The 20,424-nt window shown below is 72.1% G+C and carries 16 protein-coding genes; 8 read left to right on the plus strand and 8 right to left on the minus strand.

All coding sequences use genetic code 11. The features are described from left to right. Positions 1–254: 254 nt before the first annotated feature. From ACFVFH_RS08950 to ACFVFH_RS08960, 3 genes are all read right to left on the minus strand, one after another. Positions 255–1,331, minus strand: coding sequence for a HAMP domain-containing sensor histidine kinase (locus tag ACFVFH_RS08950; protein ID WP_093547228.1), 1,077 nt, complete (start codon positions 1,329–1,331; stop codon positions 255–257). Continuing rightward, on the minus strand, positions 1,328–2,065 hold the full coding sequence (locus ACFVFH_RS08955; RefSeq protein WP_014154105.1) for a response regulator transcription factor: 738 nt from the start codon (positions 2,063–2,065) through the stop codon (positions 1,328–1,330). Before ACFVFH_RS08955 ends, ACFVFH_RS08950 begins: the two co-directional genes overlap by 4 nt. A 224-nt stretch (positions 2,066–2,289) precedes the next feature. Continuing rightward, positions 2,290–2,982 (minus strand): spermidine synthase, encoded by a 693-nt coding sequence (locus tag ACFVFH_RS08960; RefSeq protein WP_383765256.1) that lies wholly within the window; start codon positions 2,980–2,982, stop codon positions 2,290–2,292. A gap of 243 nt (positions 2,983–3,225) precedes the next feature. Between ACFVFH_RS08960 and ACFVFH_RS08965 the strand changes: the two genes are divergently transcribed. Beyond that, positions 3,226–4,110, plus strand: a complete 885-nt coding sequence (locus tag ACFVFH_RS08965; RefSeq protein WP_383765258.1) for a rhomboid-like protein — start codon at positions 3,226–3,228, stop codon at positions 4,108–4,110. 104 nt (positions 4,111–4,214) lie between these two features. On the opposite strand, the gene ACFVFH_RS08970 is transcribed toward ACFVFH_RS08965, so the two are convergent. Then, positions 4,215–4,709, minus strand: a complete 495-nt coding sequence (locus ACFVFH_RS08970; RefSeq protein WP_383765260.1) for a DUF6328 family protein — start codon at positions 4,707–4,709, stop codon at positions 4,215–4,217. 203 nt (positions 4,710–4,912) lie between these two features. Here ACFVFH_RS08970 and lon point away from each other — a divergent pair, with 203 nt between their 5' ends. Next, positions 4,913–7,333: an endopeptidase La gene (gene lon / locus ACFVFH_RS08975; RefSeq protein ID WP_383765262.1), complete on the plus strand. Its 2,421-nt coding sequence runs from the start codon at positions 4,913–4,915 to the stop codon at positions 7,331–7,333. Between the two features lie 536 nt (positions 7,334–7,869). Here lon and ACFVFH_RS08980 read toward each other — a convergent pair. Continuing rightward, positions 7,870–8,880, minus strand: a complete 1,011-nt coding sequence (locus ACFVFH_RS08980) for a TrmB family transcriptional regulator (RefSeq protein ID WP_383765264.1) — start codon at positions 8,878–8,880, stop codon at positions 7,870–7,872. A gap of 235 nt (positions 8,881–9,115) precedes the next feature. On the opposite strand from ACFVFH_RS08980, the gene ACFVFH_RS08985 reads away from it, so the two are divergent. Then, positions 9,116–11,908: a M4 family metallopeptidase gene (locus ACFVFH_RS08985; RefSeq protein ID WP_383765601.1), complete on the plus strand. Its 2,793-nt coding sequence runs from the start codon at positions 9,116–9,118 to the stop codon at positions 11,906–11,908. Positions 11,909–11,977: 69 nt separating this feature from the next. Here the strand turns inward: ACFVFH_RS08985 and ACFVFH_RS08990 are convergent, their stop codons facing one another. Both ACFVFH_RS08990 and ACFVFH_RS08995 read right to left on the minus strand, forming a co-directional pair. Continuing rightward, the gene (locus ACFVFH_RS08990; protein WP_383206568.1) at positions 11,978–12,736 is read right to left on the minus strand and encodes a polysaccharide deacetylase family protein; all 759 of its coding nucleotides are present in this window, start codon (positions 12,734–12,736) and stop codon (positions 11,978–11,980) included. Between the two features lie 203 nt (positions 12,737–12,939). Then, entirely contained in the window at positions 12,940–13,791 is an 852-nt protein-coding gene (locus tag ACFVFH_RS08995; protein ID WP_383765266.1) for a lysozyme, read from the minus strand. Between the two features lie 242 nt (positions 13,792–14,033). Here ACFVFH_RS08995 and ACFVFH_RS09000 point away from each other — a divergent pair, with 242 nt between their 5' ends. Further along, entirely contained in the window at positions 14,034–14,516 is a 483-nt protein-coding gene (locus tag ACFVFH_RS09000) for a MarR family winged helix-turn-helix transcriptional regulator (protein ID WP_383765268.1), read from the plus strand. Between the two features lie 24 nt (positions 14,517–14,540). On the opposite strand, the gene ACFVFH_RS09005 is transcribed toward ACFVFH_RS09000, so the two are convergent. Further along, positions 14,541–15,323 (minus strand): hypothetical protein, encoded by a 783-nt coding sequence (locus ACFVFH_RS09005; RefSeq protein WP_383765270.1) that lies wholly within the window; start codon positions 15,321–15,323, stop codon positions 14,541–14,543. Positions 15,324–15,688: 365 nt separating this feature from the next. Here ACFVFH_RS09005 and ACFVFH_RS09010 point away from each other — a divergent pair, with 365 nt between their 5' ends. Genes ACFVFH_RS09010 through ACFVFH_RS09025 form a run of 4 tightly spaced genes read left to right on the plus strand, consistent with a single transcriptional unit; the run spans position 15,689 to position 20,412 of the window. Beyond that, a complete protein-coding gene (locus ACFVFH_RS09010) occupies positions 15,689–18,895 on the plus strand; it encodes a nitrate- and nitrite sensing domain-containing protein (RefSeq protein ID WP_383765272.1) in 3,207 nt (1,068 codons plus the stop codon). Beyond that, positions 18,892–19,371 carry a roadblock/LC7 domain-containing protein gene (locus tag ACFVFH_RS09015; RefSeq protein ID WP_329194556.1) on the plus strand — a complete coding sequence of 160 codons (480 nt, stop codon included), beginning with the start codon at positions 18,892–18,894 and terminating at the stop codon, positions 19,369–19,371. The genes ACFVFH_RS09010 and ACFVFH_RS09015 overlap by 4 nt, the downstream gene beginning before the upstream one ends. Beyond that, positions 19,368–19,781 carry a DUF742 domain-containing protein gene (locus tag ACFVFH_RS09020; protein WP_093547206.1) on the plus strand — a complete coding sequence of 138 codons (414 nt, stop codon included), beginning with the start codon at positions 19,368–19,370 and terminating at the stop codon, positions 19,779–19,781. The genes ACFVFH_RS09015 and ACFVFH_RS09020 overlap by 4 nt, the downstream gene beginning before the upstream one ends. Next, on the plus strand, positions 19,762–20,412 hold the full coding sequence (locus ACFVFH_RS09025) for an ATP/GTP-binding protein (RefSeq protein ID WP_093547204.1): 651 nt from the start codon (positions 19,762–19,764) through the stop codon (positions 20,410–20,412). Before ACFVFH_RS09020 ends, ACFVFH_RS09025 begins: the two co-directional genes overlap by 20 nt. Positions 20,413–20,424 lie beyond the last annotated feature (12 nt).

Genomic DNA, 20,424 nt, shown 5'->3' on the forward strand with positions numbered 1-20,424 from the left:
GCAACCGCCCTCTTCCGCTTCACAAGGTGATGGACAGCGGAAATCAAGGCTACGCCTCCCGCGCCGTTCCACGCAGGCCGGGCCTGTCTTCGTCGTGCAAGTCACACTGGAAGGCGGGTTTCGGTGCAGGAATTGGCGGGAAACATGCACGGTTCCGCTTCACTTTGGGTACGCGGGACCGCGGCTACGGCCCCCTGGGCCGTACCCCCGAGAAAGGGACACGTAGAACGTGCCCTTCCGGTTCGAACCCTATGTCAACCTCGCGGTTGAGGGACCCCCGGAAGAGTGACCTGAATGCGGCAGCCGCGAACGGATTCGGCCACACCGATGCGTCCGCCGTGCAGATCCACCGCCCAGCGGGCGATCGCCAGGCCGAGGCCCGTACCGCCGTCGCTGCCCGGTCCGTGCGGGGAGGGCACCTCGCCGCGGTTGAAGCGCTCGAAGACCCGGTGCCGTTCGGACTCGGGGATGCCCGGCCCCTCGTCCATGACCTCCAGCGTCAGGGACTCCGGTCCGGGCCCGCGCCGGGCCAGTACGGTGACCCGGCCGTGCGGCGGGCTGTGCTTGACGGCGTTGTCGATCAGATTGGCCACCACCTGGTGCAGGCGTTCCGCGTCCGCGTGCGCGGTCAGCTCCGGCGGCGACACGTCCAGGTGCAGATGGACGTCCTTGCGCATGTGGTTCCCGGAACCGGAGGGCAGCCGGCGGTGCGAGACGGCGAGATTCGCCTCCTTCAGCACGCCCGAGAGATACGGCCACACCTCGAAACGGCCCGCCTTGAGCGTGACCACCCCGTTGTCCAGCCGGGACAGGTCCAGCAGCGTCTCCACCAGCCTGCCGAGCCGCTCGGTCTGCTTCAGCGCGGTGCGCATCGTCTCCGGATCGGCCGAGGACACCCCGTCCACGACGTTCTCCAGCACGGCTCTCAGCGCCGCGATGGGTGTGCGCAGCTCGTGCGAGACATTGGCCACCAGTTCCTTGCGGTGCCGGTCCACGGCCTCCAGATCGTCCGCCATGCGGTTGATCGTCTGGGCCAGGTCGCCGAGCTCGTCGCGCCGGTCGGCGCCGCTCACCCGTCTGGTGTAGTCGCCGTGCGAGATCGACCGGGCCACGGTGGTCATCTCTTCCAGCGGCGCGGTCAGTCCGTGCGCCACGAACTGGGTGATCAGCAGGGTCGCGATCACCGAGAACACCGTGATGAACCGCAGCTCGGTCCTGGTGCGCACGGCCACCATCAGCAGACCGGTGGTGATGAAGACCGAGACCACGACGAGCGTGCTCATCTTGGCCTTGACCGAGAAGGGACGCAGTCCGGAACCGGGCCGGGTCATGGAGCCGGGGTCTCCAGGGCGTAGCCCACACCGTGCACGGTGCGGATCCGCTCCGCGCCGATCTTCCGGCGCAGCGCCTTGATGTGGCTGTCGACCGTACGGGTGCCGGAGGCGTCCGCCCAGTCCCAGACCTCGGCCAGCAGCTGCTCCCGGGAGAGCACCGCACGCGGCGTATTGGCCAGACAGACCAGCAGGTCGAACTCGGTCGGCGTCAGATGGACGTCGTCGGCGCGCACCCTGACCCGGCGCTGGGCGTGGTCGATCTCCAGCTCGCCCAAGCGCAGAATCCCGCTGCGCGGCGTCACCGCGGCCAGGGCCGCGCGCTCGACCCGGCGCAGCAGGACGTGGACCCGGGCCGCCAGCTCACGCATCGAGAACGGCTTGGTCATGTAGTCGTCGGCGCCGACGCCGAGGCCGACCAGCATGTCCGTCTCGTCGTCGCGGGCCGTCAGCATCAGCACCGGCACCGGCCGCTGGGCCTGGACCCGGCGGCACACCTCCAGGCCGTCGAAACCGGGAAGCATGATGTCGAGCACCATCAGATCGGGCTGCCACGCCTCGGCCGCGTCCACCGCCGCGGGGCCGTCGAGTGCGGTCTGCACCAGAAAGCCCTCGGCCCGCAGCCGGGCGGAAATGGCATCGACGATCGTGGCGTCGTCCTCGACCACCAGCACCCGGCGCTGCGCGCCCGGGGTGGCCGCGACACCGTTGTGGGTGGTGTGTGTCTGTTCCATCGCCCCGCCCCTGCCCGTCCTCGCGGGGGCCATTCCCCCGGACGCACGGTCTTCGCTTGTGGATTTCGTGGGTGATCCCGTTACCGGTCAGCAGCGTAGAGGCAGCGGACCGGTCTCGGCTACGCAGGGTGTAACGCCTCGGTCGCACGGAAGTGGCGGAGTGTCGCTGATGTGACGCTTGGCCCCCGGGCTTCCGGGGGCCGACGATACCCGGCGGGGGAATCTCAGTCCGTCCGAAGTGCGAGATGCACCACGTCAGGAACACCTCGGGCAACACTGACCTCTTCGGTTCGTACCCCACCGAATCCGGCATTCCGTAGGGCCTGTTCGAAGTCGGCGGACGGCTGGGCGGACCACACTGCGAGAACGCCGCCCGGGGTCAGCCGCGCCCGGCAGTCCGCCAGACCGGCGGGGGAGTAGAGGCTCGTGTTGTCCTCGGTGACGGTCCAGTCGGGCCCGTTGTCGATGTCCAGGCACAGAGCGTCGTAACGGTCCGTAGTCGTGCTCAGGTGGCCGACGAGATCGGTCGTCAGGATTCCGGTACGCGGATCGGCGAGCGCCGCTCCGGAGATCGCGGCCAGCGGGCCTTCCCGGTGCCAGTCCACGATCGCCTGCTCCCGCTCGGCCACGGCGATCCGTCCCCACCGGGGCTCGGCGGCGGCGCGGGCGAGCGAGAAACCGACGCCGAGGCCGCCGATCAGCACCGACGGGCCGGGCCGGTCGGCCGGGAGCGCGGCCAGCGCCGCGTCGACCAGCAGCCGCTCGGAGCGCCCGTCCGAGGTGTCCATCAGGAAGCAGCCGTTGGCGATGATCTCGAAGTCGTCCCCCCGCTGCCGCAGGACGACCTCGCCGTACGGGCCTTCGCGGCGGTCGAGGGTGACGGGGGCCGGGGCGTCGGAGTGGAGGATGTCGGACATGGTGCGGGTCTCCGGGGAACGGCGGACACGGGTCCCCGCCATCCTGTCCGTTCGGCGCGGCCCCGGGCCAGCGGATTGCGGATCGCCGGGGCCGTCACGAGGGCTCCGCACCTCTCCGTCCGGCCGCGGCCCCCGGGCGGGTTCACTCGCGGGTGTGGCTCACACCACAGCCGACGTGGGGGAGGATCACGGAGGGTGGGACGTTGCTTCCGGGGGGCCGGTCAAGGAAAGGGGCCTCGCGCGGTGCATCACCGTACGGACAGGGCGGTTCGCAGCGAACCCGTCGCGGCGCCGCTGCTCGACGCCATCCCGCGCCAGGGCCGCCCGCACGGCGCCGCGCCACCGCCACCGCCGTCACCGTCCCCGGTCCGCGGCACCCGCCGCTGGCTGCGGGTGCTGCCGACGCCCACCGGTACGCCGTTCACCTTCGGGTACCTGCTGGTGCTGGTCGCCACGTCCCTGTTCATGGAGTACGCCGACCCCGGCACCGTCGCCGCCGTGCTGCGCGAGTCGAGCACGGACGTCGCACACCTCGGCGAGACCCCGCTGCTCGTCCTGGTGGCCAGCGCCCTGTGGGTCGTCGGCGGGCTCTCCTCCTCGTACGTCCTCCTCTTCGCCCTGGTGCTGACCGCGCTGGAGCGCAGGATCGGGGGATGGCGGACCGCCGCGGTGTTCGTCCTCGGCCATGTGGTGGCGACGCTCGCCACCGAGATCCCGGTCGGGCTGTCCGTGGTCGCCGGGCATCTGCCGGAGTCCTCGCTGCACCGCCTCGACTACGGCATCAGTTTCGGGCTGATGGCGAGCGTGGGCGCGCTCACCGGACTGCTCACCCCGCTGCCGCGGGTGCTGGCGCTCGGCGGGGTGGGCGCGATGCTGGCGCGCGATCTGCTCGAACTGAGCGACCCGCTCACCAACTGGGGCCATCCGCTGGCCCTGCTGCTCGGGGTGGCCTGCTGGCCGCTGCTGCGCCGGGCGGGCGCGGTCGGCGGCGCGGTCGCCCGGGGCATCGCGCCCGTGCGGCCCGCCGGGTCCGCCCGGTCCGCCCCCGGTGGTCCGGACAGGGGCGGGCGCACACCGGGCGAGGCCCCGGCCGGGTCCGCCGGTCCGGCCCGCGACACCCGGGCGTGACCGGTGACCGGGTGACACCGGACCGGCCGTGACGGCGGGCGCCGCCCCGGCGCGGACACCGGCGCCCGGCACCCCGCCCGGCCCGTCGGCCCCGCCCGGCCGGGTCACCGGGCCGGGCGGCGCAGCGCTCTGGGCAGGACGAACCACAGACCGGCGAACATGACGAGCGTGGCGGCCGTGACCGCGAAGGCGGCGGTCCGGCCGAGGACCACGTCCATGAGCAGGAGGACGGCGCCGTTGAGCGCGAGGGCGAGGAAGACCAGCCCGGCCTCGGCGAGCCGCGCGGACAGGGCGACGATCCGCACCTTGGCACCCCGGTGGAAGAGGCCGCGGTGCAGCGCGACCGGCGTCGCGAGCACCGCCGAGGAGACCACCGTGAGCAGCAGCGTCACCACGTAGGTGGAGCGCTCGAAGGCGTCGAGGTGCGGAAACCGGCTGGTGAAGGCCACCCCGAGCAGGAACGCGAAGACGATCTGCACACCCGTCTGCACGACCCGCAGTTCCTGGAGCAGCTCGATCAGATTCCGGTCCGCCCGCTCCGCGGGCGTCTCCCGGACGAGCGCGGCCGGGCCACCGTCATCCGGCGGAATATGAGACATGGGACTCATTGTTCTCCGCGCGCCCGGTCACCTCGCGCGGCGCACCGCAGCACCTCCGAACGCACCGAGGGCGCCCCTCGGCGTCCGCAGGACTCCCGTACGGCGACGGCTTGATCGCTCACAGCGAACACCCCTGGGGGAACAATGGGGCGCTCAGGAGCATTGAGTCGGTATAACTCAACTTGACTGCCGAAGGGGAGATCATGGCTACCGATTCCAATGCGGTCACTCCGCTCGCCCTGCCCGTGCTGCCGCTCGACGACGAGGTCGTGCTGCCCGGGATGGTGGTGCCTCTGGACCTGTCCGACGCCGACGTACGTGCCGCCGTGGAGGCCGCGCAGGCCGCGGCCCGGGACGGCGGCGGCAAGCCCGAGGTGCTCCTGGTGCCGCGGATCGACGGGACCTACACCGGCACCGGCGTCATCGGCACCGTCGAGCAGGTCGGACGGCTCTCGGACGGAGACCCGGGCGCGCTGATCCGCGGCCGGGGCCGGGTGCGGATCGGGGCCGGGACCAGCGGTCCTGGCGGAGCGCTCTGGGTGGAGGGGACCCGGGTCGACGCCGTCGTGCCCGATCCCCTTCCGGGCGCCGCCGCCGAGCTGGTCAAGGAGTACAAGGCGCTCGCCACCAGCTGGCTGAAGAAGCGCGGTGCCTGGCAGGTCGTGGACCGGGTCCAGCAGATCGACGACATCTCCGCGCTCGCCGACAACTCCGGCTACTCGCCCTTCCTCACCACCCCCCAGAAGGTGCGGCTCCTGGAGACCACGGACCCGGTCGCCCGGCTGAAGCTCGCCATCCAGTGGCTCGGCGAACACCTCGCAGAGCAGGACGTCGCCGAGTCCATCGCCAAGGACGTCCAGGAGGGCGTCGACAAGCAGCAGCGCGAGTTCCTGCTGCGGCGCCAGCTCGAAGCCGTACGCAAGGAGCTCGCCCAGCTCAACGGCGACCCGGAGGACGAGTCCGACGACTACCGGGCCCGCGTCGAGGCCGCCGATCTTCCCGGGCACGTCCGCGAGGCCGCGCTCAAGGAGGTCGACAAGCTGGAGCGCTCCTCGGACCAGAGCCCCGAGGGCTCCTGGATCAGGACCTGGCTCGACACCGTCCTCGAACTGCCGTGGACCGAGCGGACCGAGGACGCCTACGACATCCGGGGCGCCCAGGAGGTCCTCGACGCCGAGCACGCCGGGCTTCAGGACGTGAAGGAGCGCATCACCGAGTACCTGGCCGTCCGCAAGCGGCGTTCCGACCGGGGCCTCGGCGTCGTCGGCGGGCGGCGCGGCGGTGCCGTGCTGGCGCTGGTGGGCCCTCCGGGCGTGGGCAAGACCTCGCTCGGCGAGTCCGTCGCACACGCCATGGGCCGCAAGTTCGTCCGCGTCGCGCTCGGCGGTGTCCGGGACGAGGCGGAGATCCGGGGCCACCGGCGTACGTACGTGGGCGCGCTCCCCGGACGCATCGTGCGGGCCGTCAAGGAGGCCGGTTCGATGAACCCGGTCGTCCTGCTCGACGAGATCGACAAGGTCGGCTCCGACTTCCGGGGCGACCCGGCCGCCGCCCTCCTCGAAGTGCTCGACCCGGCGCAGAACCACACCTTCCGCGACCACTACTTGGAAGTCGAGCTCGACCTCAGCGATGTCGTCTTCCTGGCCACGGCCAATGTGCTGGAGGCCATCCCGGAGGCCCTGCTCGACCGCATGGAGCTGGTCAGGCTCGACGGCTACACCGAGGACGAGAAGGTCGTCATCGCCCGCGACCACCTGCTCCCGCGCCAGCTGGAACGGGCCGGTCTGGAGAAGGACGAGGTCACGCTCGACGAGTCCGCGCTGCGCAAGCTGGCCGGCGAGTACACCCGTGAAGCGGGCGTACGGAACCTGGAGCGGGCCGTGGCCCGGCTGCTCCGCAAGGTCGCGGCCCAGCACGAACTGGGCGACCGGGAGCTGCCGTTCACGGTCACCGAAGCGGACCTGCGCGCTCTGATCGGGCGGCCGCACCACGTCCCCGAGTCCGCCCAGGACCCGGCCGAGCGCCGGACCTCGGTGCCGGGGGTCGCCACCGGGCTCGCGGTGACCGGTGCGGGCGGCGACGTGCTCTTCGTGGAGGCCTCGCTGGCCGACCCGGAGACCGGGGCGTCCGGACTGACCCTCACCGGCCAGCTCGGCGACGTCATGAAGGAGTCCGCGCAGATCGCGCTGAGCTTCCTGCGGTCGCACGGCGCGGAACTGGAGCTGCCGGTCGCGGACCTGAAGGACCGCGGCGTGCACATCCACTTCCCGGCGGGCGCGGTCCCGAAGGACGGCCCGAGCGCGGGCATCACCATGACGACGGCACTGGCCTCGCTGCTCTCCGGCCGGCTGGTCCGTACGGACGTGGCGATGACCGGCGAGGTCTCGCTGACCGGACGGGTGCTGCCGATCGGCGGCCTGAAGCAGAAGCTGCTGGCCGCGCACCGCGCCGGGATCACCACCGTGGTGATCCCCAAACGGAACGAGGCCGACCTGGACGACGTCCCCGCCGAGGTCCTGGACACGCTGGAGGTCCACCCGGTGACCGACGTCCGCCAGGTCCTGGAGATCGCCCTGGCCCCGGCTTCGGCCCGGACCGGGGAGCGGATCCCGGCCGCGGCGTAGCCGCCACGGCGTGACGGACGTGGCACCGCGTACGTGACCGGTACGGACGGCCCGCCCGCCCCTCAGACAGACGGGGCGGACGGGCCGTTCCTCGTACCGGGACGTGGCACCGCGTACATGACTGGTACGGACGGCCCGCCCGCCCTTCAGACAGACGGGGGGACGGGCCGTTCCTCGTACCGTTGCCCGCACGGCGCGGGCGGACCGTGCGCCACCGAGGCCGTACGCCCCGGCGCGCGCGGGCCGTGCGGGCGGGCCGCCCGCCACCGAGGCGGTACGCCGCGCCGCCTCCGCAGCCGTACGCCACCGAGGCGGTGCGCCGCCCCGCAGCCGTACGCCGCCCACCCCCGCAGCCCTGCACCGCGCCGTCTCGCTTCCCACAGCCAAGCACCGCCCACCGCTCACCGCCCCCACAGCCGCCCACCGCTCACCGCCCCCACAGCCAAGCACCGCCCACCGCTCACCGCCCCCACAGCCGCCCACCGCTCACCGCCGCGCCGCCCCCGCAGCGGCGTACCGCGCGCCCCCCGCCCGGGTCACACCTCCAGCCACCCCCGCAGCGTCGCCTGCGCCCCCGCCTGGAAGCGGGTCTGGGCGCCCAGGGAGTCCAGCAGCACGCTGATCCGGCGCCGGGCCGTGTGCACATGGACGCCCAGCCGGCGCGCTATCGCCTCGTCCTTCAGCCCGGCCGCGAGCAGCCCCAGGAGTTCCTTCTGCGGTTCCGGCAGCGGTCCGCCCGAGCCGCCCAGCGGCGTCGCCCGCTCCCACACCGTCTCGAACAGCGGCACCAGCGCGTTGTGCAGCAGTGCGTCGCCGACCACCAGGGCGGACGCCGTCGGGTCGGAGGCGTCGCTCGGCGGCAGCAGGGTGATCCGCCCGTCCACGATGATCAGCTTGGTCGGCACGTCCGGGGCGACCCGGGCCCGTAGCCCCCGCTCGACCAGCCCGGTCAGCGAGCGCATCCGGCCGGGGTAGCCGACGCCCGACCGGTCCAGCACCGTGCGCACCCGCACGCCCCGGTCCAGGAGCGCCTCGATGTCCAGCCCGGAGGAGCGCGAACTCCCCTTGCGCGGCTGGCCCTTCACATAAGGCGGCCGGTCGAGGATCGCCACCTCGTGCTCGGCCGAGGCCAGCAGGTATTCGGCGCGTTCACCGATGGCGTGCGGCCCGACGACCACCTCGATGCCGTCCTCGGGGGCGGTCGGCGAGCCGGACATCAGCCTGCCCGCCAGCCGGTCCGCGTTCATCCGCAGCTGTTCCAACTCCGCCGAGCGCAGGTGGAGTTCCGCCTGACGTCGGTGGATCAGCGCACGGATCGCGGCGGCCGGGGCCGCCGCTCGCGGCAGCGCGTCCGGCCCGCCGGCCGCCGCGGACAGGGCGAAGCCGTGGTCGGTCAGCCGCCCGAGCGTCGCCTCCAGCAGCTCCGGCGCCATGTCCAGCAGCGCGGCGAGCTCCTGCGCGTCGGCGGCCTTCCCCGCGAGCAGTTCCTCGTATACGCGTTGCTCGGCCTCCCCGAGGCCGAGATCCCGCAGCTCCCCCTGGATCATGCCTGGATTCTCACTCCGTTTTCACAAGGCACACAAGTGGGCGTGTCCACTTGTCAACACAGCTGTCACATTGATCCATTGGCGTCCCACGGGTTGCATGGCCATGACCACTTGGATGGTTTCCAGGCACGTGGGAGGGGTCGAATTGCGTACGTCCAGAAGAGGTTCACGGGGATCCGCGGCGGCGCGGGCAGCCGGTGCGCGGAGGGGGAGCGGCCTGCCGAGGGGCGCCGCCCTGGCCGCCCTGCTCGGCAGCGCGGCGCTCGTCGTGACCGCGCTCCCGGCCCAGGCGGCCGCCCCGTCGGAGACCGAGTCCCGGACCGAGATCGTCCCCGGGGACGGCACGGCCACACCGGCCCTCGTCGACGCGATCTCCGAGAAGGCGGACGCCGGGGCGAAGCCCGCCGACGCGGCCCGCAGCCACCTCGCGGAGCGGAAGAGCCGGTACCGGATCGCCGATCCCCAGCGGGACCTGACGCCCGTGCAGTCGCTGACCAGCGGCTCCGAGGAGACGGTGCGGTTCCAGCAGAAGCACCGCGGTATCACGGTCCTCGGCGGCCAGTACGTCGTACGGATGGAGAAGAAGGCCGGGAAGCGCGTCGTCACCGGCACCTCCGGCAAGTACTTCACCGGGCTCACGACCGGTACCGAGCCGAAGGTCGGCACGGACCTCGCCGTGCGGCGCGCGGTCGCCACGACCGCGTCCCGGCTCGGCGGCAACACGCTGACCAAGGCCGACGCGGTCCGCGCCAAGGGCAAGAAGACCGCGCGGGCGGCCGCGCTCACCGGCACCGCCCGGGGGCTCGTGGTGATCCCGAAGGGGTCCGGGGTCCTGGCCCAGCACGTCACCGTGCGCGGCACGGACCCGGCCACCGGCCGGCCGGTGCTCCAGGAGGTCTACATCGACGCCGCGGCCGGCTTCCCGGTCCTCCAGTACAGCGGCATCAAGACCCTGACCGCGCAGGACGGGACCGCCCCGGCGGGCGCACCGGCGAAGGCCGCCGCCGCGAAGGGGGCACCGGCGGCCACGGCGGGCGACGACTTCCCGGGCGTCAAGGGCACCGGGCTGCGCGTCGACGGCTCCAAGGTCCCGCTCGACCTCTACTACGACAGCGGCGACGACAAGTACCTCATGCAGGACTACTCCCGGCAGTGGGACACCAGCAAGGGGGCCCTCACCACCTGGGACGCCCGGGGGGTCGACGTCAATGAGGCGTCCGGCCGCTGGCCCGGCGGGATCAGCGTGTTCAGCCACCCCACCAGCGACTTCGGCAAGGAGGCCGGTCAGTCCGGCGCCACGGACGCGCACTGGGCGGCCGGTCAGGTCTACGACTACTACAAGCAGAAGCACGGCCGCGACAGCCTCGACGGCCGCGGCATGAACATCGACTCGCTGGTCGGGGTGACCCTCTACGGCCAGCCGTACGTCAACGCCTTCTGGGACGGCCGGAAGATAGTCTACGGCGGCGGCGACAGCGAGTACAAGCCGCTCTCCGCCGACCTGGACGTGGTCGGCCACGAGATGACCCACGGCGTCGTCGAGTCCACCGCGAACCTCGTCTACGCGGGCCAGTCCGGCGCGATGAACGAGGCGATCGCCGACTACTTCGGCAACGCCATCGACGTCACCGCCTCCGGCACCTCGATGGACGACCCGGACGCGGGGCTGATCGGCGAGGACCTGTGCCGCACCGCCGGGCCCCGCGACTGCGCCTTCCGTGACCTCAACGACGGCGCCACCACCTCGAAGAACTTCCTCGGCGTGGCCTTCTCCACCGACAACGGCGGAGTGCACCTCAACTCCACGATCTACTCCGGCGCACTCTGGGACATCCGCGAGGACCTCGGCGCCGAGCTGGCCGACAAGATCGCCTACCGCGCGCTCGACGCGTACCTGACCCCGCTCGACGGCTTCACCGAGGGCCGCAACGCCACCATCGCGGCGGCCCGGGAACTCGGCGTGACGGCCAAGCAGCTGGCCGTCGTCAAGCGGTCGTTCGACGCCCATGGCATCGTCCCGGGCTGGGAGAAGGCGCTCGGCGTCGACTCCGACAAGCTCTTCGGCAAGCTCAACACCGCCGGTACGGGCGTGGGCGCGGGCGGCGGCTGGTGGGCCGCCTCCAAGTCGAACGACGACGGCTCGGAGCCGTACTCCGTCTACGCGGGACGCACCGACGGCAAGGGGGCGCCCAAGCTGATCAGCCCCAACGACGGGCGCTACCACGTGTACCCGGCGACCGACGGCAAGTCCGTGGTGTGGGCGGCCTTCGGCGACACGAGCGTCGACATCTTGAAGCGCCCGATAGCCGGGGGCCCGGTCAAGACCGTCTGGTCCTCCTTCACCGGCGTCGAGGGGCTGCGGGTCGACGGCGACCTGGTGGTCTTCACCGAGTACGACCCGTTCGGCAGCCAGCACGTCGGCTATGTGAACACCCGCACCGGCAAGCAGGGCTACGTGGACGGCGGGAAGTACCACCTCTCCACCGCGGTCGGGTCCGTCAAGGGCTCCACGATCGCCTACGGGAAGCTCTACCCGGGCGAGGAGGACTACGAGCTGGGCGTCGAGGTGTTCGACGTGAACACCGGGAAGACGAAGCTGCTGCCGCAGAGCGGCTCCCCGCGGGCGCTCGGCCAGACCGCGGTCACCAAGGACTCCGTGGTGTGGCTGGTCGACGAGGTGGCGGACCAGGGGCAGTTCGCGGTGCGCCGGTCGAACCCGGACGGCACCGGGCTCAAGGACCTAAGCCCGGAGACCGGTGACGGCGCGCTCTTCGCGTACGACCTGACGGCGTCCGACGACGCGGTCACCGTGACGGCGCAGACCCCGGACACGGCGTACCGCAACGAGACGCTGCCCAAGCTGTGGCAGCTGACCCCGGACGGATCGCGCGTCCAGCGGGTCTCCTGCAACCGCGGCGAGCAGTCGTCCGCGGCGGCCGACGGCGGGCGCCGGGTGGTCTGGATCGACGGCACCACCGGCTGGACCGACCTGGTGACGCGGGAGCGGCCCGCGGGCGCCTGCGGCTGACGCACCCCGTGACCGACAGGACCCCCGGCGCACCCGTGCCGGGGGTCCCCGGGTGTCCGGCCCGGTGGATCAGGGGCGGTAGATGGTCCCGGGGACCGGCTCGGCGGGGGCCATCAGCTGCGGAACGGTGACGAAGGTGTAGCCCTGCTTCTGCAGCGCGTCGATGATGCCCGGCACGGCGGGGACGGTGCCCTTGTAGATGTCGTGCAGCAGGATGACGCCGTCCTTGCTCGCCTGGTCCAGGATGCGCTTCTTGATCAGCGCCGAGTCGGTCGTGGAGTAGTCCTTCGCGGTGGCGCTCCACAGGACCTGGGAGAGCCCGAGGTCCTTGCTGATGTCCGAGACGGTGTCGTCGGTGCGGCCCTGCGGCGGGCGCATGAGGCGCGGCTTCTTGCCGGTCACCTCCGCTATCGCGTCCTGCGTCTTCTTCAGCTCGGCGCGTATCTCGGCGGGCTTGCGGTCGGTGAGGACCTGGTGCGTCCAGGTGTGGTTGGCCACCTCGTGCCCCTCGGCGGCGATCCTGCGCACGGTGTCCGGGTGCTTCTTGACGTGGTTCTTGCCCAGCAGGAAGAAGGTCGCGTGCACCTTCTTCTCCTTGAGGATGTCCAGCAGGTGGGGGGTGTCCTCGCCCGGCCCCGCGTCGAAGGTCAGCGCTATGCACTTCGCCTTGCGGCAGTCCACCGGACCGAAGGAACCCTTGGCGTCGGAGCCCGCGTCACCACGCGCCGAGGCGGGCGCGGTGGTCTGCATGGAGCAGCCGCTCAGCGTCAGGGTGAGCGCCGTCACCAGGGCGGCGGCCAACCCCGTACCGATCGACTTCGTCTTCATGGGCAAGGCGGGTCACTCCTCCGTAGCTGTACAGGGCACACGATGTGCGGCAGAGAAGGACTATACACATGGCGTATACACCCTATGTATAGGGGGTCCGCCATGGGCCCGGACGGTGAGAGTCCCCTGGTCGGAGGCGTGACGGCGAAGAGCCCCGGTGGGTGACCGGGGCTCTTCCGTGCGAAGCGGTGGGGCGGGCGGGCTCAGCCGTTGGCGAGGGCCTGCACGCGGTCGAGGGCGCCGTTGAAGCGGTCGTGGTCGCCGACGGTGGGGCCGGAGGAGGTGTACTGCCATATCGTGTAGAAGCCCCAGCCGGCCGGGAGCTCGCCGACCGTGGAGTCGTAGCGGGCCACCCACAGCGGGTTGGTGGCGCCGAAGCCCGCGTTGTTGCCGGTGCAGGTCTTCCACCAGCTGGTCGCGGTGTAGATGACCGCGTCGCGTCCGGTGCGCGCCTTGTACGTGTTCACGAAGTCGCGGATCCACGAGACCATGCCGGCCTGGCTCAGTCCGAAGCACTGGTCGCCGTACGGGTTCCACTCGATGTCGAGCACGCCGGGCAGGGTCTTGCCGTCCCGCGACCAGCCGCCGCCGTTGTCCACGAAGTAGTTGGCCTGGACGGCGCCGCTCGTGGTGTTCGGGGTGGCGAAGTGGTACGCGCCCCGGATCATGCCCACGTTGTAGGAGCCGTTGTACTGCTGGGCGAAGTACTCGTTCTTGTAGTACGTGCCCTCGGTGGCCTTGGTGTAGGCCCACTTGACCCCGCTGTTCCAGAGCGTCGACCAGGCGACGTTGCCCTGGTGGCCGGAGACGTCGACGCCTTCGGTCTGGACGGCGCGGGTGTCCCGGGGCAGTCCGCCCCGGCCGTCGTGGGCGACGACGCCCATGCCCATCGTGGCCGTGCCCCGGGCGGGCTTCCCGGCAGCCGCGTCATGGCTCCCGGCGGCGCTCGCCGCACCGGGCAGGGTGAGCAGGAGGGAGAGGGCCGCGAGCAGGGTTCCGGCGGCCGCGAAGCGCGAGCGGCGGGATGTGCGGGGAGTGGATCTGAGCACCGGCATGGGGAGTGCCTCCGAGGACGTGGTGGGGGGACGTGCTGATCCCAGGGGGCGCCGGGCGCACCCCTGCCGGCATGTAATGGTGTGAACATGCCACACATGACGCTACGCACGTAGACCCGCGGTGCGGAAGGGGGCCTGGGCGCTGCCGTTGGTCTACTCCTGCGAAATACTGGCCGAGCTGCGGCGATGACCAGCGGCGAAAGAAAGTTTCAGCGACAGGAAAGCTCACGAGGGGTGTTGACGTGCACGGGAGCGAAAGCGGTAGTGAACCCGGCGCGACCGGGGGGAGTGGTGTGGACCACGCATTCCTCGCCCTGGAGCGGGAGTTGGCCGTCTTCCTGCGCCGGGCACGGGCCAATTCCGGGGAGATGGCGCGCGAGGTCCATCCGGAACTGGAGGCCGCCGCGTACGGGCTGCTCGTCCGGCTGGAGTCCGCCGGCCGGCAGCGGGCGACCGATCTGGCGGCCTACTTCGGCGTGGGCAAGGCGACCATGAGCCGTCAACTCCGTGCCCTGGAGGGCCTCGGACTGGTGGCCCGCGAGCCCGATCCGGCCGATGGCCGGGCCTTCCTCGTCCACCTCACCCCCGAGGGGCTGGACCGCTACCGCAGCGTGCGCGACGCCCGCCGCGAGCGCTACGTCCGCAAGCTCGACGACTGGGACCGGTCCGAGGTGGCCGAACTGGCCAGGCTGCTGCACCACTTGAACGCGCGCGCCGAGGACTGACGCCCGCCGCCCCGCCGCGCGCGGTCACAGCACCACGCGGACCGCCGTCGCGTCGTCGTGCGTCTTGGCCCGGCGCAGGTGCTCGCGCGCCCTGTCCGCGTCCTCCAGGGCCCTGACCCGGTCGATCAGCGCCTCGGCGCCCTCCTTGCGGAGCACGCCGAGGCAGTCCGCCCAGTCGCCCTCGTGGAACATCTGGGTCCAGCGGGCCGCCCCGTCGGTCAGCGCGGCGATCGTCCGCACCCGGTCGAGCGGGGTGCGCCCGGTGACGGCGCGGGCGGCCACGGAGGGGTCGGCGGCGGCGGTGAAGAAGCCGCCCTCCTGGTTCCGCAGGGCGTCGGCCCGCTCCTCGGTGCTCAGTGAGCCGGGCGGCAGCCGGTCGAGCCGGTCGTCGAGCAGGGGGCGCACGCTTCCGTCGTGCGCCTCGAACAGCAGTACGGAATCGGAGAGCACCAGGTACTCGACCTCGCGGTCGTCCCAGCGCGCCATGACGACGGTTGCCTGGGGCGTACGTACGTGAGAAAGGTCACACAGGGGGCGGTGTGCGTCGGCGGTGCGCCGAATGGACACCCCCAGGATCTCCTGGAGGGTCAGATCCGGCCGTGAAGCGGACAGTTCGACCAGGGCGCCCCCCAGCCGGGCGGTGAACCAGGGAACCGAGTGCACACAACCGTCATCACCCCGCGGTGGGGTCACCCCGTCGAGCAGGATCAGCGTCCCGCCCTGGCCGGAGGCGGGAAGCGCGGTGGCCGCCCAGTCCTCGTTCGGACGATCCGGGCTGCCGGGGACAGTGGCCAGTTCGATGCGCATACGGCCAGTCTGCACGATGCCTTCACGAGCCCTGCACTCGACCGGTATTGGCCTGTACCAGCAGGTCAGGACAGTGCTCGATGCGGAAGGAGTGGCTCCGTGGGGCATGCGGGCGGGCATCCTGCCAAAGCCTGCTCGGAAGTTCCAGCCGACGGACCAGGTGTGGCAGAAAGGCCGCTGGGGCAAACTTGTTCGCCAACTCTGGAGTGTTGTTCACTCGTTCAGGTGGCGGAGTGGTTGATGCGCGCCCCCCTCTCAAAAGCACTGGAATGGTCGGAAGCCGTACCAGGGGTCGGGGCGCTCGTTACTTGTGACCGTGCGTCACCTCTGCTTCAAGGGCGGACGAGTCAAGATTGCGAGCACCGGTGCAGAAGAAGCGGCCTCGGAGCAAGGGCGGCAAGCAGCACGGTTCCGGGGTGACGCCACCGGCACCTGCCGAGAGCGAGGGCACCCGGCGCACCGTGCGCGTACGGAGCCGGCTGGTCGCGGGAGTCGCGGTCGTCGGCATCACCGTCATCGCCGCGGGCACCCCGGCGATCCTCGCGGCCTCCTCCGAACTGAACGAATCGCAGCGGCTGGTCACCCTCGCCGAGCTGAACCAGCAGGCCATCGCCCTCGCCCACGCGCTGGCGGACGAGCGCGACGAGGTCACCGCGCGGATCGCCGCAGGGCGCGACGCCAAGTCCGGCGCGACGGACGGCAAGGGCGCCCCGGGCAGCCGGAGCGCCCGGGTCGACCGGCAGGTCGACGAGATCAGGGCCACCGCCCCGGCCTCGCTCCGCCGCGACCTCTCCACCATCCCCTCCCTGCGCCGCGACGCGCTCAGCGGCAAGGGCACGGCACTGGCGGCCCACGAGGCGTACTCCGAGGTCATCGCCAAGCTCCACGACCTCGCCGAGGAACTCGCCGAGAAGACCCCGCCGCGCGCCGCCGGGGCCACCCGCGCCCCGCTCGCCCTCGGGCAGGCCACCGAGCAGGCCTCCGCCACCCGCGGGCTGCTGATCGCCGCGCTCTCGGTGCCCCGCACACAGACCGTCCCGCAGACCGACCCGCTGACCGGCCTGCCCCTGCAGAACCAGGACACCGGCAACGACAAGGACGACCGCACCCGCGACGAGCTGAGCGCCGCCGCCCAGCAGGCCCGGGTCCGCGAGCTCGCCTCGCTCGCCGACTTCGACCAGGCCGCGGGCGCCACCGCCCGCGACAAGCTGTCCTCCACCGTCACCGGGCCCGAGGTCAACAGCGCGGAGAAGTACCTCAACACCCTCACCGACCGCCCCGAGCTGTCGGAATCCGACCAGGCGACCAACAGCAAGAAGGCCGAGGCGGCGCTCTCCGCGCGGATCGACCGGATGCGGAGCGTCGAATCGGCCCTCGGCACCGGACAGATCCAGCGCCTGGAGCAGCTGCGCGACGACGACGTCACCGGCCTCGAACTGCGCATCGCGCTGCTCGGCGGCTGTCTGCTGGTCGCCGTCGGCGTCTCCACCGCCGTGGCCCGCACCCTCACCCAGCCGCTCGCCGTCCTGCGGATCGGCGCCGCCCGCCTCGCCGCCGAGCCCGAGACCGCCGAACCGGTCCGCTACACCGGACGCAACGACGAGTTCGCCCAGGTCGTCCGGTCCCTCAACAGCCTGCACGGCAGGCTGCACGGACTCCTGCACGAGTTCAACGGCCGCTTCGAGAGCCTGCAGACCGAGCGCGGCGAGCTGATCGCCGGCCGCGAGGCCCTCACCGTCCAGCGCGCCGAGCTCCAGGTACAGGCCGCCGACCTCGCCGCCCAGCTGGAGCGGCTGAAGAACACGGTCCACCACACCTTCGTCAACCTCTCGCTGCGCACCCTCGGCCTCGTCGAGCGCCAGCTCGGTGTCATCGAGAGCCTGGAGGAGCGGGAGCACGACCCGGAGCGGCTGGCCACGCTGTTCAAGCTCGACCACATGGCCACCGTCATGCGCAGGCACAGCGAGAACATGCTGGTCCTCGCGGGCGCCGAGCACGGTCACGGGCACGCGGGGCCCATCCCGCTGGTCGACGTGTTGCGCGCGGCCGTGTCGGAGATCGAGCGGTACGAGCGGGTCACCATCCAGTCCCTGCCGCCGCACGCCCAGATCGCCGGTTTCGCCGCCGACGACCTCAGCCACCTGGTCGCCGAACTCCTGGAGAACGCCACCGCCTTCTCGCCGCCCGACTCCCATGTCCAGCTCTCCGGCTGGCTGCTGGAGAGCGGCGAGGTGATGCTCTCCGTCCAGGACGCGGGCATCGGGATGTCGGCCGTGCGGATGGGCGAGCTGAACACCCGGCTGGCCGACCCGGCGCTCTTCGAGGCGGGCGAGCAGAGCGCGGACGGGGCCGGGCTCGGCCTCCAGGTCACCTCCCTGCTGGCCGCGCGCCACGGCGTACGCGTCCAGCTGCGCGACCACAAGGGCAGCGGGGTCACCGCGGTCGTCGTCCTGCCCCAGGCCCTGCTGCCGAAGGCGCCCCCGGCCGCCACCCCGCCGCCGGTGAAGGTCCCCGGGGAGGCGCCCGCGCTGAACCTGCCGGGCTCGGTCGCCGAGGCCAACTCCAACGCGCTGCCCGCCCGTACGGCCGCCCTGCCCGAGGACCCGCTGATCGCGGCCGCCGAGCAGACGATCCGCGAGGCGGCCGCCGACCAGGCACCCGCCCCGGCTCCGGAGCCCGTCCCGGCCCCGGCTCCCGCCCCGGCCCCGGCTCCCGCCCCGGCCCCGGAGCCCGCCCCCGACCGGCCCCAGCCTCCGGCCGGCGCGACGCCTCCGGCCGGCGCGACGCCTCAGACCGGCGCGACGCCCCCGACCGGCGCGACGCCTCCGGCCGAGGCGGAGTCCGAGGTCACGATGCAGGTCCGGCTTCCGGTGGTCCCCGCATCCGCGGACACCCCGGGAGCGACCACGCCGGACGCGTACGGCCCGGGAGCGACCACGCCGGACGCGTATGCCCCGGGAGCGACCACGCCGGACCCGTACGCCCCGGGAGCGACCACGCCGGACCCGTACGCCCCGGGAACGACGACGCCGGCCCCGTACGCCCAGGAGCCGACGCCCGCCCCGGGAGCGACGCCCGCCCCCGGAACCCCGGCGCCCGACCCGTACACCATCGGCCCCGACCACCACGAGCGCGCCGGGGACGAGCGCCCGGAGCCGCGCGCCACCGCGCCGGCCCCCACGCCCATGGCCGACGCGCTTCCCGGCCCCCGGCAGCCCGAGCAGCAGCAGCAGCCGCAGACCCGGCCCGCCGCCGAGCCGGAGCCGGAGCCGGAGCCCGAGCAGACCGAACGGATCACGGACAAGGGGCTGCCCAAGCGCACCCCCCGGATCGTCAAGCCCACCACCGCACCCACCACCGAGCGCAAGGGCAGCCTGGACAAGGAGGCGCTGCGCCGCAGGCTCGGCGGCTTCCACCAGGGCGCCAAGGACGGCCGCAGGGACGTCGAGGCGGAGATCGCCGAGATCACCGCCACCCAGTCACTCCCGGGAGCCACCCGACCAGGTGGAGGTCCCGCACGTACCGATCAGACGGATGAGACGGGGGACACAGTCGAGGAGGCACGCAGTTGACTGCGCCCAGCACATTCGGGCTGAGTACCGAGGCCCGTAACCTTCACTGGTTGCTGAGCAATCTGGTGGAGGAGGTGCCCGGGGTCCACTCGGTCACCGTCGTCTCGTCCGACGGCCTGATGCTGCTCTCCTCCGACCCCGGCCACCTGGTCGCCCGGAGCACCGCCGGACAGGACGGCCCCAAGGGCTCCAGCGCCGATCTGGCGACCATCGTCTCCGGCATCGGCAGCCTCACCATCGGCGCCGCCAAACTGATGGACGGCGGCGGAGTCAAACAGACGATGGTCGCCATGGACGAGGGCAGCGTCTTCGTCATGTCGATCAGCGACGGCTCGCTGCTCGGCGTGCACGCCACCCCGGACTGCGACATGAGCGTCATCGCCTACCACATGGCCCTCTTCGTCGGCCGGGCCGGACACGTACTCACCCCCGAACTCCGCAGTGAACTGCGCAAATCGATGGAGAGCACCCAGTGAAGCCCGCCGCTGAATCCGCCCGCAGGCTCCCCGTCCGCGGGGCCGACCGAAGGCCCGCACGGGTCCGCCCGTACTCGCTCACCGGCGGACGCACCCGCTTCGGCCACGTCCTGCTCGTCGAGACGTTCGTCGCCGCGCTCGAAGCGCCCGAGGAGCGCCGCGAGCTGACCAACGGCAACCTGGCCGGCCGTGTCATGCCGGAGCTCCAGGCCATCGTCGAAATCTGCCGCCGGATGCGTACGGTCGCGGAGATCTCGGCCCTGTTGAAGATGCCGCTCGGCGTGGTCCGGGTGCTGCTCAGCGACTTGGCCGACCAGGGAAAGATCCGCGTGTACGGAACCGGTCACGGCACCGGCCAGCCCGACCGCGCACTGCTCGAAAGGGTGCTCAATGGACTCCGTCGTCTCTGAGTCGCCGCTCTTCGCCCCGCGGCAGCCGGGCGCCAGGGACCAGGCCGAGGAATCGCTCCAGGCCTGGCAGCTGGACCACACCAGGGCCCCCATCGCCACGAAGATCGTGGTCGCGGGCGGCTTCGGCGTGGGCAAGACCACCTTCGTGGGCTCGGTCTCCGAGATCACCCCGCTGAAGACCGAAGCGATGATGACCCAGGCCAGCGAGGAGACCGACGATCTCTCCGCGACGCCCGACAAGGTCACCACCACCGTCGCGATGGACTTCGGCCGGATCACGCTCGACGACGACCTGGTGCTGTACGTCTTCGGCACACCGGGCCAGCAGCGCTTCTGGTTCATGTGGGACGACCTGGTGCGCGGTGCGATCGGCGCGGTCGTGATGGCCGACACCCGCCGGCTCGCCGACTGCTTCCCCGCCCTCGACTACTTCGAGAGCTGCGGGCTGCCGTACATCGTGGCCGTCAACCACTTCGAGGGAACCCCGGGGTTCGAGGCCGAGGACGTTCGCGAGGCCCTGACCGTGCCGCCGCACGTGCCCGTTGTGATCATGGACGCGCGCAACAGGATCACCGTCATCGAGTCGCTGCTGGCCCTGGTCGGCCACGCCCTCGACGCCACCCCCGCATAGATCACTCACAAC

This window comes from Streptomyces sp. NPDC057697 (assembly GCF_042799335.1).
In the GTDB taxonomy this organism is placed as follows: domain Bacteria; phylum Actinomycetota; class Actinomycetes; order Streptomycetales; family Streptomycetaceae; genus Streptomyces.